Genomic DNA, 13,386 nt, shown 5'->3' with positions numbered 1-13,386 from the left:
GAGATGATTGGTCGTCTGATACTCACTTATCCGGACGTCGCACGACGGTCCGGCATGTTTCTCATGCTCGCGCTCGTCACGCTGGCCATCTACGGGCTCGGCATCAGCCCCGCCTGGATCGGCCACCTGTTGCCGACGTCGACGGGCTGGCTGGAAGCCAACCCGACGCTCGGCCGTCTGCTCAGCGCCTTGATGGTCGCCCTGATCGCGGTAGCGAACTGGAAGGCCTTGCGGCAATTGCCGCGTAGCGGACAGGTGATCGGCGTCTGGGTCGAACTCTTCGTCCTGCTGATGCTGTTCTTCTATTCGTTCGATCTGTCCTTCGCCTTCATCGCCAAGAAGATCGGCTACCTGGTTTCCCAAGGCGTCGTCACGACGCTCTACATCTCGGTGATCTCGATCGCGATCGCTACCCTGATCGCGTTGGTCGGAGCAATCGCGAAGCTGTCGAAGAACGGTGTGATCTACGGCCTTGCCACCTTCTACACCTCGCTCTTCCGCGGTCTGCCGCTGTTGATGCAGATCTACATCATCTATCTCGGCCTGCCGCAGGTCGGCTACGTCATCGGTGCGGTGCCCGCCGGCATCCTGGCGCTTTCGCTCTGCTATGGCGCCTACATGACCGAGATCTTCCGCGCCGGCATCGAGAGCATTCCGCGCGGCCAGACGGAAGGCGCGACCGCGCTCGGCCTCAGCCCAAGCCAGACGATGGCGCTGGTGGTCATGCCGCAGGCGATGCGTGTGATCATCCCGCCGACCGGCAACCAGTTCATCGCCATGCTGAAGGACTCGTCGCTTGTCTCGGTCGTCGGCGTCTGGGAGATCATGTATCTCGCGCGTACCCAGGGGCAAACCGAGTTCCGCCACATAGAGATGCTGATCACCGCCTCCATGATCTACTGGATCCTGTCGATCGGTCTCGAATTCCTGCAGTCGCGCGTCGAAGCTCGTTTCGGCCGCTTCGACGTTCGGTAAGCATGTAAGCGTTTCTCGAGGTGGAAAGCCCGAAGACGCCGCCAAATTGTCCGGCCCGTTTTTGAACTGGGCCGGGCAGGGCGGGGCTGATCCCGTTAGAGAGCTTGGGGCTGCTGGGGGAACCCGCCGACATGGGTGCAGGTGCGTGCGGCAAGGTCGCGCCCCGCCTCCAGCCGCTCGATCAGCGGGCGGCCCTCAATATGAGCGAGAATGAAGCCGGCGATAAAGCTGTCGCCCGCGCCCGTGGTGTCGACGACATCCACCGGACGGCTACCGGTCGACGCCAGTTCGCTTCCGTCACTTGCGAACGAGCCGAGCGCGCCCCGCGTGACGACGGCGAGTTGAGCGCGGCGAGAGAGGAAGTCCTCGGCCAACCGTTCCGCGTCCCTATCGCCTTCGCCGCCAGACCCGAAGGCGATGTCGAGGCCCTCTACGCCCAGGTCGGCGGGGGCGGCGTTGACGGAGACATCCTGCGAGACGCTGACACCCGCGGCTGCAAGCGCCCTGCGCAGCGCTCCGCCGTCATCGAGCCAGCCGATATGCACGTGATCCATGGTCTTCAGCAAAGCAAGGTCGTCCGAGTCGGGGTGGTAGCCAGCACAGGCGCCGAAATCCTCGTAGAGGAAGACACGGTCGCCATCCGGCGTGATGCCGATGTCGGTATAGGCCGTGTTGACGTCTCGCTCCCTGAGGCCGTCGAGCCGCACGTCGTTCTGCGCGAGAAGCTGGCGCACCTGTGCCCCGTCGCGGTCACGGCCGATGGCGCCGAAGTAGAATGATTGGTGTCCCAGACGCGCTAGTTGGACGGCAACGTTGATCGCGTTGCCACCAACATAGGTTTCCCCCACGGGCGCCTGGAAACGGTCGATGCAATTGTCGCCGACAGCAGCAAGGCGGAAGGTGGTCATGGCGTCTCCTGGCGGCCGTATGGAAAGGTCGCGAACGCATTTTTCGCATCCGCGACCGTGGGGCGAACGATTACGTCCGGAATGCTTAGTAGGCAACGCGCTTGTAGTAACGCCGCGTCGTCAGCGGATGATTGCGCATGACCTCAAGGTGGGCGCTGATACGCTCGAGCACCGTTGCAAGCACGATCGGCGAGATGAGACCCCGCACGTCGGGAGAGAGGCCGGGGAGGGCAAACTCCGCCGTGTCGAGGACGGTGAGCTTGTTCGTGTAGCCCGGCACGAAGTTCTGAACGCGCTCGGCAAGCGGACGCATCGCATCTTCGCCCTTGAAGAGGATGACGCTGACACCCTGTTCCACCAGTTCAAGCGTTCCATGGAAGAAGTCTGAGGCATGCACCGGTCGGGTGCGGATCCACTGCATCTCTTCGAGAATGCACATGCCGTAGTAGAAGGCCTCCGGCCAAACGTTACCGGCGCCGGTGATGATGTGATAGTCCGAGCCGGCAAGAGCCTTCGCGAAATCCTCCGCCCGCGCTTCGAAGTTCCGCTTCACCTCAAGCAGCGCCTGCGGCAGGGTTTCGAGCTCACCCACGACCCGTTCGTAACCTTCGAGTTCCCCGCGGTGACGCATGATCGAAAGCGCGATGAAGAGCGATTGCAGATAGAAGGACTCACAGGAGGTGTCGTCCTCGGCGAAGTTGACGAAGACGTGGTCCCCGCCGTGGCCGAGCGGCGTGTCCCGATGCCCGACCAAAGTCAGTACGGTCGCGCCAACCGCCTTTGCCTTCTCGAGCAGCGCCACGCTTTCCTTCGTCGTGCCGGAGAGGGAGGGGATGACCACGATAGACCTGGAATTCAGGTTTGCCGATCCGGAAAGGACGAGCTCCGCCGGTAGGTCGACAAAGGCAGGAAAGCGGGACTGGCGCTGAAGAAGCTGGGCCGCCGGTTGCATCAGGATCGCGGCGCCTCCTGTTCCTGCAAAAAAGATGTTCTCCGCGCCGGCGGCGAGACAGGCCGCGATGGTGGCGTCCAGTTGTTGGCGCAGCGCGACCGCGCCCGATTGGATGCGAAGAAATCTCTGTTCGTCAAAGTTCAGCATGACACGCTTTCCCGGTGGTTGCCTCGGTCGGCGGTCACGGTGTCCGCCGCGCTTCTCAATGTTGTAAGACAACTGACAACAATGCGAAGCTGTGTCAAGGGCGATAACTTTCTAGTCCGGCTGCACATCGTGACGCGCGCAGAGAAGGGGCCAAAATCCGGGCTAGTGGGAGCGCGCTTGACCTTCCGAAATTTGTCAGACAAGAACATCTTTGTGATTGTTCAGCGGAGTGAGAGGAATTGGACGAACCCCTTCGTGATACGCGCACACTGGTCATTCAGCTTCGCGATCGCATCGCGGATCTGATTCGTGACGAAGGGCTCAACCCCGGCGACAAGCTGCCGACCGAGGCGCAGTTGACACAGCGCTTCAAGATCTCGCGTCCTGCGCTGCGTGAAGCGCTGAAGCTTTTGGAGCAGGACAGCATCATCTATGTCGAACACGGTCGGGGACGCTTCGTCTCGGCCATGTCCGCCGTGCAGGTCGATCGCCCGATCACCGTCTTTGAAAGCGTCACGGACATGGCCCGGCACTATGGCTACGCCACGGCCAACAAGGTTCTTTCCGTTGCGGAAGAAGCACCTGACGCCACCACGGCTGAACAGTTGCGGCTCCAGCCGGGTGAGCGGGTGATCCGCCTCGAAAGGCTGCGCCTGCATAAGGACGAGCCGATCCTCTATTGCGTCGACTTTATCCCGCGCAGCATCATCCCCTTGCGCCTCTATGATGTCGATTGGACAGGTTCATTGCTCGACCTGCTGGATCAGCACCGGAGCAGGCCCAGGATGTCGGCAGCGATTGTCTCCGCCGTCATGCTTCCTGATGATGTGGTGGAGCGCAACGATTTGCGCGATTTCGGGCCAGCGCTGCTGATCCGCGAGACCTGCTTCAACGCGGCCGGATTGCCGGTGGTCTACGCGCTCGACTATCACCGCGGCAGCCACTTTTCCTTCAGCCTGGCGCGGAAGTGATGCGGCCGACGCTTGAGGTCGGCCAGCAATCGACATTGAACCCTGGGGGGCGAGCGGCCTCGTTACTGTTCCAGGCGTGCCGGGCTGAATTTCGAGGGATCGAGACTGACTGCGCCGAAGCCTTCCGGTGCCGCGGCACCGATGACGAGGTTTGCGGCGAGTGCGCCGAGCGCCGGTGAAGTGAGGATGCCGTAGCCGCCCTGGCCGGCGAGCCAGAAGAAATCCGGCCGGTCGCGGGCAAAGCCGATGACCGGCAACCTGTCGGGCGAGAAGCTGCGCATGCCGGCCCAGCTCTTGAATATGCGGCGAATCGGTACGGTCGTTGCCTCTTCGACGTAGTGCGCTGCCCAGGCGACATCGATCTCCTCGGGCTGAACGTCGGCCGGCTCGCAAGGTGTGGCGTCGGCCGGCGAGGCGAGCAGCCGCCCGCCTTCGGGCTTCATGTAGAAATCTTCATCGATCTCGTTGATCTCCGGCAAGGTGAGCGCATCGATGCCTTCAGGGAGATCGACGGTGATCGCCGTGCGGCGATGCGGCACGATGCCGACCGGGGCGACGCCGAACAGGTCTGCAACCGGATCAGCCCAGCCACCGGCGGCGTTGACGATCGTCCTTGCGCGGACATCGCCGGCACTTGTCGTGAGCACCCAGCGATCACCGTCCTGACGGGGTGTCATCACGTCCGATCGTTCGATGATCGCTGCCCCGTGACGGCGGGCGCCCCGGACGTAACCTTGGACTAGGTTTTCCACCTCGATGTCCCAGAAATGCGGATCATAGTAGGCGGCGGCAACATAGTCGCGCCGGAGAATCGGTACCCGTGCAATGACTTCGTCGACCGTCAGCCGCTGAATTTCGGCGTTGGCCTGCTGTTCCTCCATGAACACCTCTTCGAAGCGGTCAGCCTTCTCGGCATTGGCAATCATGACGCCGCCGCGCTGTTTAAGGAGCGCCACCTCGGAGAACCCTTCAGGCGGATTGTCAAAGAAGGACTTGGAAATCGCCGCAAGCGCGCAGACCTCCGGCGCGTTGTAGCGCAGCACGAACTCTGCTGCCGAGCGGCCGGTGCTGTGATAGCCGAGCCCGTCCTCCCGCTCGATAACCACGACGGAGCGATGTGGCGCCAGGAAATAGGCGAGCGACAGGCCGGCGATCCCGCCGCCAATGATTGCCACATCGTAGTCCCGCATGCCCAGCCTCCGTTGGTTGTTGGCGGGACCATAGGCAAGCCAGCATCAGCGTTCAAATTTATAACCGGAAAGGCGGCTATCAATTATGATGATGGTTAGGCGGTCTCAACAAGGCAGTGGTCGAGTGGTTCTGTATCGGCGACGTGGGCCAGAAAAGCAGCCTCTGCCGGATTGAGGATCGCGTTCGGGTTCGAGATGCGGAAGACATCGGTGGTGGGCAGATCGGCATAGGGCGGTAGCTGCCAGAGCTGACCTTCTGCAACGGCCGGCGCCGTCAGGTGATCTGGAAGCATACCGATACCGACATTGGACATGATCAGCCGCATGACCTCTTCGACATTGCAGGAGACGGCGCGGACCTGCTGGCCGAAGGATCCGACCGCGCGCACCGCGGTCACAGAGTTCATGTGCTGGCCACCCAGCACGTCGGCAATGAAGGCGATATAGGGATTGCCCCTGAGGTCGTTGAAATCGATGCCCTCGGCGCCGAACAGCGGATGACTTCGGCCGCAATAGAGGGCGTAGCGCTCGCGCACGTGGAAGCGCTTGTTGAGCCAGTCGGGGATGTTGCCGTCGCAAAGGCCCATCGTCGCAACATTGCGTTCGACCGCGCTTAAGACGTCGACGGTCGTCGCAACTGTGACCGACAGGGTCACCTTCGGGTGCAGGTGGAAGAAGCTTTCGAGCTTGCTGTCCCAGGCGGGATTGTGGGCGTGGCTGACGGAGTGGATGTTGAGGTGGCCGGTGACTTCTTCGCCGGCGGTTTCGAGAACGTTCGGCAGCCGGATCACGGCGGCGAAGATGTCGCGGCACTGGGCATGCAGGCGGGCGCCGGCGTCCGTCAGATTGAAGCGCCCGGGGCGCCGGTCGATGAGCTTCTGGCCGACGGTCTGTTCCAGCCGCTTCAGCGCCATGCTGACGGCTGGCTGCTGCAGGAGCAGCCGGTTTGCGGCAGCCGTGATGCTGCCTTCCTCGACGAGCACGACGAAGGTGCGCAGCAGATTCCAGTCGAGATTGTGCGCGAAGCGTTCGAGGCGGTCATTGGCCATGGTTGTGGCTTGCTTCTAATCTCTGGCGTTGCACTGGCCCTTCGTTCTGCAATGGGGGCCGGCAGAGCGAAAGACGTCCGTTCTTGTCGTCATATTCTAGCGAATTTGCAACATGAGGTGGCCCGGCCGGATGCGGGGCCATTCCCTGAACGCATGAGGCGGTGCCTCAATTTCGTTTGAAACAGCATGCACCCCTTGCGATAAGACAGGCGGAATAATCCGATGGGAGAGAAACATGGCCGGCAAGACGCAATTTCAATGGGATGATCCGTTCCTCCTCGAAGATCAGTTGACCGAGGACGAGCGCATGATCCGCGATACCGCGCGGGCCTATGCGCAGGACCGTCTGCAGCCGCGGGTCATCGACGCCTATCGCGAAGAATCGACCGATCCCGAAATCTTCCGCGAGATGGGCGAACTCGGCCTGCTCGGCGTGACCGTCTCCGATACCTATGGCGGCGTCGGCGCCTCCTATGTCGCCTATGGCCTCGTCGCCCGCGAAGTTGAGCGCGTCGATTCGGGCTACCGCTCGATGATGAGCGTGCAGTCGTCGCTGGTGATCTATCCGATCTATGCTTACGGCTCGGAAGAGCAGAAGCAGAAGTACCTGCCGAAGCTGATCAGTGGCGAGTGGATCGGCTGCTTCGGTCTGACCGAGCCGGATGCCGGTTCAGACCCGGCCGGCATGAAGACGCGCGCGATCAAGACCGAGAGCGGCTATCGCCTCGTCGGCTCGAAGATGTGGATCTCCAACGCGCCGCTCGCTGATGTCTTCGTCGTCTGGGCGAAGTCTGAAGCTCATGGCGGCGCCATCCACGGCTTCGTGCTCGAAAAGGGCATGAAAGGCCTTTCGGCCCCGAAGATCGCCGGCAAGCTGTCGCTGCGCGCCTCGATCACCGGCGAAATCGTCATGGACAATGTCGAGGTCGGCGAAGACGCGCTCTTGCCGAACGTTGAAGGCCTCAAGGGGCCGTTCGGCTGCCTCAATCGCGCTCGCTACGGCATTTCCTGGGGCGCGCTCGGTGCCGCCGAGTTCTGCTGGCATGCGGCACGCCAGTACGGTCTCGACCGCAAGCAGTTCAACCGACCGCTCGCACAGACGCAGCTCTTCCAGAAGAAGCTTGCCGACATGCAGACGGAAATCACGCTCGGCCTGCAGGGTTCGCTTCGCGTCGGCCGCCTGATGGACGAAGGCCGCATGGCCCCGGAAATGATCTCGATCGTCAAGCGCAACAATTGCGGCAAGGCGCTCGATATCGCCCGCATGGCCCGCGACATGCACGGCGGCAACGGCATCTCCGAGGAATATCAGGTCATGCGCCATATGGTGAACCTCGAGACGGTCAATACCTATGAAGGCACGCACGACGTCCACGCGCTGATCCTCGGCCGCGCCCAGACCGGCCTTCAGGCCTTCTTCTGAGCGGTGCCGACATGGAAGCGCCGTTGAAGGGCATTCGTGTCCTGGAACTAGCCCGCATTCTCGCGGGCCCCTGGATCGGCCAGACTCTGGCCGATCTCGGAGCCGACGTCATCAAGGTCGAAAGCCCGGCGGGCGACGACACCCGCACCTGGGGCCCGCCCTTCGTTGCGGGCGATGATGGCGAGACGCTCGACGCTGCCTACTTCCACGCCTGCAACCGCGGCAAGCGCTCCGTCGTGCTGGATTTCACCACGGAGGAGGGGCAGGAGGCCGTGCGACGTCTTGCGGCGCAGTCGGATGTTCTGCTCGAAAACTTCAAGGTCGGCGGGCTCACCAAGTATGGGCTCGACTACGAGAGTCTGAAGAAGGTCAATCCGCGGCTGATCTATTGCTCGGTCACCGGCTTCGGCCAGGACGGGCCCTATGCCCACCGCGCCGGCTACGACTATATCGTCCAGGGTATGAGCGGCATCATGGATCTGACCGGCGAGCCCGAGCGCGAACCGCAGAAAATCGGTGTCGCCTTTGCCGATATCTTCACCGGCCTCTACGGCGTGATCGCCGTGCAGGCGGCCCTTACCCAGCGCGAGCGCACCGGCGAGGGACAGCAGATAGACATGGCGCTGCTCGATTGCATGACCGGTGTGCTTGCCAACCAGGCGCTGAACTTCCTGGTCTCAGGAAAGGCACCGCGCCGCCTCGGTAACGCTCATCCGAATATCGCGCCGTATCAGGTCTTCCCGACATCTGACGGACACCTGATCGTCGCGGTAGGTAACGACCGGCAGTTCGTGAAGTTCTGCGCATTGCTTGGGAGAGCCGATCTCGCAGCCGACGAGCGTTATCTGACCAACGCCTTGCGGGTGCAGAACCGCGAAACGCTGACACCCGAACTGGCAGCCGAGACCGCGAAGATCGAACGCGACACGCTCTTGAAGTTGCTGGAAGATGCCGGCGTTCCCGGCGGTCCGATCAACACCGTCGCCGACGTCTTTGCCGATCCGCAGATCGAGCATCGGCAGATGCGGGTGGATACGCCGCACTCGGGCGCTGCTGCCGGTACCTCGCCGGGTGTGCGGACGCCGATTCGCTTTTCGGCCGCTGAGCTTGCGCTCGACCGTGGGGTGCCACGGCTCGGAGAGCATACGGCCGAGGTATTGGCGGAAATTGGAATGCAAATCCCAACATCCGAGTAACATCGCGTGAGCGCCGAAAAAGCGTGCTAAGGTGACGCTGAAGAAAACAGAGAAAAGCCCTGGAAATCCAAGAGATTTCCAGGGCTCTTTTGTTAGGATTTGAGCGCGCGATCAAAGACGCGCGACAGCCGTTCGGCGAAGCCGCGCGGGTCCTGCGGCTTGTCGCCGTCGAGCACGCGTGCCTGGTCGAGCAGCAGTTGAACAGCATCTGCCCGGAACGCCGTGTCGCCAGCGGGGCAGGCGGCGATCGCGGTGATCAGCGCGTGGTTGGGATTAATCTCGAGGATCGGCTTGGGAGCCTCATCAAGACGGCCGGCACCCTGCAGCATCTTTTCGAGCTGACGATCCGGTCCGTGCTCCGGCGCCACCAGGCAAACTGCGCTTTCCGTCAGCCGCTCCGAGGTGCGAACATCCGATACGCTGGTGCCGAGCGTCTCCTTGGCGAAGGCGACGAAATCGATGACCAACTGGCTGGCTTGCGGGGCATCTTCCTTGCTGCCTTGAGGCTTGGCGATGTTGCCGAGATCCGCAGCACCTTGCGTGATCGACTTCCACGGCTTGCCGTCGAAATCGGGAGCCGACGTCACCCAGAAACTGTCAACCGGATCGGTCAGAAGCAGCACTTCGATGCCACGGGCGCGAAAACCTTCGAGCTGCGGCGAGGCCTTCAGCTGGCCGACATTGTCGCCCGTCAGATAATAGATCGCCGACTGGCCTTCCTTCATGTCCTTGACATAGTCGGCAAGGCTCCGCCGGCCTTCATCCGAAGTGGTGGTGCGGAAGCGCGACAGCGCGATCAACTGTTCGCGGCGCTCGTAATCCTCGTAGATGCCTTCCTTCAACACACTGCCGAAGTTCTCCCAAACCTTGTCGAAGGTCTCGGGTTCGCTTTCCGCCAGTTTCTCGATCGCCGTCAGCACGCGGTTGGTCACGCCCTTGCGGATGCTCGCGAGCAGCGGGCTCTCCTGGATCATCTCGCGCGAAACGTTCAAGGGCAGGTCGGAGGTATCGACGAGGCCGCGCACGAAGCGCAGATAGCGCGGCAGCAATTCCGCCTCGTCCGTGATGAAGACGCGCTTGACGTAGAGCTTCATTCGGCCCTTGCGGTCCGGGTCGAAGAGATCGAATGGTTTCGAGCCGGGCACGAAAGCGAGCGCCGTATATTCGTGGCGGCCCTCGGCACGGAAGTGAACCGTGAGCGCCGGGTCGTCATACTGACCGGCAACGCCGCGGTAGAAATCTGCGTAGTCTTCCTTGCTGATCTCGCTCTTCTGCTTGGTCCAGAGTGCGGTGCCGTCGCCGACCTGAACCGGTTCTGCACCGGGCTTTTCCAGAATGGAGATCGGCACCGGTACGTGGCCGGACTGATCCTTGACGATGCGCTCGACAGTCCAGCGCGACGTGTAGGTCTTGGCGTCTTCCATCAGGTGGAGCGTGATGCGCGTGCCACGCGCGGGAGCATCGGCAAGATCGGCGGCAGAAACGGTGTAGCTGCCCTTGCCGTCGGAGGACCACAGCCAGGCGTGTTCCGACCCGGCGCGGCGTGACACCACGTCCACCTTGTCGGCAACCATGAAGGCGGAATAGAAGCCGACGCCGAACTGGCCGATCAGCTGCGCGCCTTCCTTGCCCTGCGCGGCCTCGATGCGCTCCATGAAGGCGCGCGTGCCCGAGCGGGCGATCGTGCCGAGCGCTTCGACCAGTTCGTCGCGGCCCATGCCGATGCCGTTGTCTTCAACGACGAGGCGGCTGTTTTCCTCGTCGAGTATCAGAGTGATGCGGGAAGTGGCGTCGCCGGCAAGAAGTTCGGGCGAGACGATCGATTCATAACGCAGCTTCTCGCAGGCATCCGCGGCGTTCGAAATCAGTTCGCGGAGGAAGACGTTCTTGTCGGAATAGACCGAATGCACCATCAAATGGAGCAGTCGCGCCACATCGGCTTCAAAGACATGTTTCTCGACGGACATTTCGGTTTCGCTCATCGCCTTGGCAACTCCTTTGCTTTTGCGCCCCAATTGGCAAGCTGTGTCGTGAATTTCAAGGGTCGTCTTGCGCGGTACCCATTTCTGTATGATGCTGCACTGCGAAAGGAGCGCTGAGCACCGCCAAAACGTATGCACCTTCAACGCGGTTCAAGGCGAAGACGCAGCGAAGGCGACAAATCGCCGTAACACTCCACTATTATGATCTTGAGGCCCGGGCAGACGTTCTCGGGTCATCTAGGCCGAGTTCATACCGCGGCTCAGCCGCCTGGCTCTTTGACTAAGGTCAATGCGAGACGAATTGCGTCGTTGTATTGGCTTTGACGACGGGGCCGGCCTTCAATCGCACCGAGGAGTGGACATCATGCCCAAGCATTCCACGATCCCGACAATACCGACATTCGCTGATGCCTATTCCTATTCGCTCGATGCCTGGCAGCGATCGGTCCTCTTTCTTGACGTGATGCGGCAGCGCGGCGCTCAATACGAGGAGCATCGGACGCAGACGGCTCCGAACGTGCTGGAGTTCGAGGCACAGCTTGTGCGCGACGGGCGCACGCTTGCGCGGCCGGTGAACTACGCGTTGGTGAGCATAGTTCCGCCCGAGGGCGTGGCGATCGATCCGTCGAAGCGCCCCTTCGTTGTCGTCGATCCCCGCGCCGGGCATGGCCCGGGCATCGGAGGCTTCAAGGCAGATAGCGAGATCGGCGTGGCGATGAAGGCAGGCCATCCCTGCTATTTCATCGGCTTCCTTCCTGATCCGGTTCCCGGGCAGACGATCGAGGATATCGCTCTTGCCGAGGCCTCATTCCTCGAAACCGTCATCGATCGCCATCCGGACGCGGACGGCAAGCCCTGCGTGATCGGAAACTGCCAGGCGGGCTGGGCCGTGATGATCGTTGCTGCGCTGAGGCCGGAACTCTTCGGCCCCATCATCATCGCCGGAGCGCCGCTTTCATACTGGGCCGGTGTCAAAGGGCAAAACCCGATGCGATACTCCGGCGGGCTTCTTGGCGGCAGTTGGCTAACCGCGCTCACAGGCGATCTCGGCGCCGGCGTTTTCGACGGCGCCTGGCTCGTCCAGAATTTCGAGAACCAGAACCCGGCGAATACGCTCTGGACCAAACAGTACAATCTCTATTCGAAGATCGACACGGAGGCGGCCCGCTACCTTGGCTTCGAGCGCTGGTGGGGTGGGCATGTGACGCTGAACGCCGAAGAGATGCAGTTCATCGTTGATGAACTCTTCGTCGGCAACAAGCTCGCGGCAGGCGAGATCCGGACATCCGATGGCACTGCGATCGATCTGCGCAACGTTCGTTCGCCGATCGTCGTGTTCTGCTCGAAAGGGGATAACATCACCCCACCGCAGCAGGCGCTCGACTGGATCCTCGATCTCTACGACAGCGTCGACGAAATCCGCGCCTACGGCCAGACGATCGTCTATACCGTCCACGAGACCGTCGGACACCTCGGCATCTTCGTATCTGCCGGGGTCGCTCGTAAGGAGCATGACGAATTTGCCTCGAACATCGAACTGATCGACGTGCTGCCGCCAGGTTTGTACGAGGCGGTGCTGACGCCGGCAAGCAACGTGGCCGAGGGCAGGGAACTCGTCTCCGGCGAATGGCTGATGCGTTGCGAGGCGCGAACGCTCGACGATATCCGTGCGCTCGGCGGCAACGACATCGAGGACGAGCGTCGTTTCGCTGCCGCGGCGAAGCTTTCGGAAGTCAATCTGGCGCTCTACCGCACCTATCTGCAGCCGCTGGTCAAGGCAGCGGCGACGCCACCTGTCGCAGAGGCAATGCGGAGCATGCACCCGCTGCGGCTGCAATATGCGTTGTTCGGGCCGGACAATCCCCTCATGGCCTGGACGTCAGCGCTCGCCGACTATGTCCGCGAAAATCGCGAGCCCGCGGCCGCGAGCAACCCGTTCATCGCCTGGCAGGAGGCTCTGTCGCAGCAGGTTGTCGACGGTCTCGACACCTGGCGACGGACCGCCGAGTATCTGTCGGAACAGAGCTTCCACGCCATCTACGGCGCTCCGACCCTGCAGGCCGCACTCGGTATCGATACGAATTCGGACCAGCCGCCGCGCAGGGCCGGGAAGAGCCTGCTTCATCAGGCGCTCGTCGAAGCGCGGATCGCGGACCTCAGAAAGAAGTTTGCGGACGGCGCAACCTGCGAAGGTCTGGCTCGGGCATTGATCTTCGTCGGCATGGCGCGTGGCGGTGCCGATGAGCGCGGGCTCGAAGCGGTTCGCAGGCTCCGGCGCGCCCATCCCTCGGCAAAGCAGTTGACCCTTGCCCAGTTCAAGGCCGTGATGCGCGAACAATATTTCATGCTGCTGATCGACGAGGACGGGGCCCTTGCTGAGCTTCCGAAGTTGCTGCCGGAAGCGATCGAGGAGCGCCGTGCCGCCTTCACCGCTCTTCGCGAGGTGCTTGAGGCCTCCGGCGCGCTCACAGGTCTTGCGGCCGAGCGGCTGCAACGGGTGGCGACGTTGTTCCGGCTGGACAGCGAGCCGCCTGTAGCGATCGACGCCGGCAAGGCCGTCCGCAATCGTGCCGCATCCTGATCGAGAAGGAGA

At 62.3% G+C, this 13,386-nt stretch carries 10 protein-coding genes; 5 read left to right on the top strand and 5 right to left on the bottom strand.

Annotation, left to right across the window (positions count from 1 at the left end; genetic code table 11):
- Positions 1–3: 3 nt before the first annotated feature.
- Positions 4–975: an amino acid ABC transporter permease gene (locus PWG15_RS26110; protein ID WP_275027034.1), complete on the top strand. Its 972-nt coding sequence runs from the start codon at positions 4–6 to the stop codon at positions 973–975.
- A gap of 95 nt (positions 976–1,070) precedes the next feature.
- Here the strand turns inward: PWG15_RS26110 and PWG15_RS26105 are convergent, their stop codons facing one another.
- A complete protein-coding gene (locus tag PWG15_RS26105; protein WP_275027033.1) occupies positions 1,071–1,883 on the bottom strand; it encodes a PfkB family carbohydrate kinase in 813 nt (270 codons plus the stop codon).
- Positions 1,884–1,968: 85 nt separating this feature from the next.
- The gene (locus PWG15_RS26100; RefSeq protein WP_275027032.1) at positions 1,969–2,982 is read right to left on the bottom strand and encodes an SIS domain-containing protein; all 1,014 of its coding nucleotides are present in this window, start codon (positions 2,980–2,982) and stop codon (positions 1,969–1,971) included.
- Positions 2,983–3,221: 239 nt separating this feature from the next.
- On the opposite strand from PWG15_RS26100, the gene PWG15_RS26095 reads away from it, so the two are divergent.
- A complete protein-coding gene (locus PWG15_RS26095; RefSeq protein ID WP_057249142.1) occupies positions 3,222–3,953 on the top strand; it encodes a GntR family transcriptional regulator in 732 nt (243 codons plus the stop codon).
- Between the two features lie 62 nt (positions 3,954–4,015).
- Here the strand turns inward: PWG15_RS26095 and PWG15_RS26090 are convergent, their stop codons facing one another.
- Positions 4,016–5,143, bottom strand: coding sequence for an NAD(P)/FAD-dependent oxidoreductase (locus PWG15_RS26090; protein WP_275027031.1), 1,128 nt, complete (start codon positions 5,141–5,143; stop codon positions 4,016–4,018).
- A gap of 95 nt (positions 5,144–5,238) precedes the next feature.
- Positions 5,239–6,192 (bottom strand): LysR family transcriptional regulator, encoded by a 954-nt coding sequence (locus tag PWG15_RS26085; protein ID WP_275027030.1) that lies wholly within the window; start codon positions 6,190–6,192, stop codon positions 5,239–5,241.
- A 235-nt stretch (positions 6,193–6,427) separates the two neighbouring features.
- Between PWG15_RS26085 and PWG15_RS26080 the strand changes: the two genes are divergently transcribed.
- Together PWG15_RS26080 and PWG15_RS26075 are read left to right on the top strand one after the other, a co-directional pair.
- Positions 6,428–7,615: an acyl-CoA dehydrogenase gene (locus tag PWG15_RS26080; RefSeq protein WP_275027029.1), complete on the top strand. Its 1,188-nt coding sequence runs from the start codon at positions 6,428–6,430 to the stop codon at positions 7,613–7,615.
- Between the two features lie 11 nt (positions 7,616–7,626).
- Complete coding sequence (locus PWG15_RS26075; RefSeq protein ID WP_275027028.1) at positions 7,627–8,811, top strand: CaiB/BaiF CoA transferase family protein; 1,185 nt, start codon at positions 7,627–7,629, stop codon at positions 8,809–8,811.
- A 92-nt stretch (positions 8,812–8,903) separates the two neighbouring features.
- Here PWG15_RS26075 and htpG read toward each other — a convergent pair whose 3' ends face one another.
- Positions 8,904–10,793 carry a molecular chaperone HtpG gene (gene htpG / locus PWG15_RS26070; RefSeq protein ID WP_275027026.1) on the bottom strand — a complete coding sequence of 630 codons (1,890 nt, stop codon included), beginning with the start codon at positions 10,791–10,793 and terminating at the stop codon, positions 8,904–8,906.
- 364 nt (positions 10,794–11,157) lie between these two features.
- Between htpG and PWG15_RS26065 the strand changes: the two genes are divergently transcribed.
- Complete coding sequence (locus PWG15_RS26065; protein ID WP_275027024.1) at positions 11,158–13,374, top strand: DUF3141 domain-containing protein; 2,217 nt, start codon at positions 11,158–11,160, stop codon at positions 13,372–13,374.
- The last annotated feature ends 12 nt before the right edge of the window (positions 13,375–13,386 follow it).

The organism is Ensifer adhaerens (assembly GCF_028993555.1).
Lineage (GTDB): Bacteria > Pseudomonadota > Alphaproteobacteria > Rhizobiales > Rhizobiaceae > Ensifer > Ensifer adhaerens_I.
Note: the sequence above shows the minus strand (reverse complement) of the source record. Positions and strands in the feature narration are given on the sequence as shown.

Excerpts from the sequence above, each read along its gene's own strand:
- PWG15_RS26110 (WP_275027034.1), top strand. The coding sequence starts at position 4 with ATGATTGGTCGTCTGATACTCACTTATCCGGACGTCGCACGACGGTCC.
- PWG15_RS26105 (WP_275027033.1), bottom strand. The coding sequence starts at position 1,883 with ATGACCACCTTCCGCCTTGCTGCTGTCGGCGACAATTGCATCGACCGT.
- PWG15_RS26100 (WP_275027032.1), bottom strand. The coding sequence starts at position 2,982 with ATGCTGAACTTTGACGAACAGAGATTTCTTCGCATCCAATCGGGCGCG.
- PWG15_RS26090 (WP_275027031.1), bottom strand. The coding sequence starts at position 5,143 with ATGCGGGACTACGATGTGGCAATCATTGGCGGCGGGATCGCCGGCCTG.
- PWG15_RS26085 (WP_275027030.1), bottom strand. The coding sequence starts at position 6,192 with ATGGCCAATGACCGCCTCGAACGCTTCGCGCACAATCTCGACTGGAAT.
- PWG15_RS26080 (WP_275027029.1), top strand. The coding sequence starts at position 6,428 with ATGGCCGGCAAGACGCAATTTCAATGGGATGATCCGTTCCTCCTCGAA.
- PWG15_RS26075 (WP_275027028.1), top strand. The coding sequence starts at position 7,627 with ATGGAAGCGCCGTTGAAGGGCATTCGTGTCCTGGAACTAGCCCGCATT.
- htpG (WP_275027026.1), bottom strand. The coding sequence starts at position 10,793 with ATGAGCGAAACCGAAATGTCCGTCGAGAAACATGTCTTTGAAGCCGAT.
- PWG15_RS26065 (WP_275027024.1), top strand. The coding sequence starts at position 11,158 with ATGCCCAAGCATTCCACGATCCCGACAATACCGACATTCGCTGATGCC.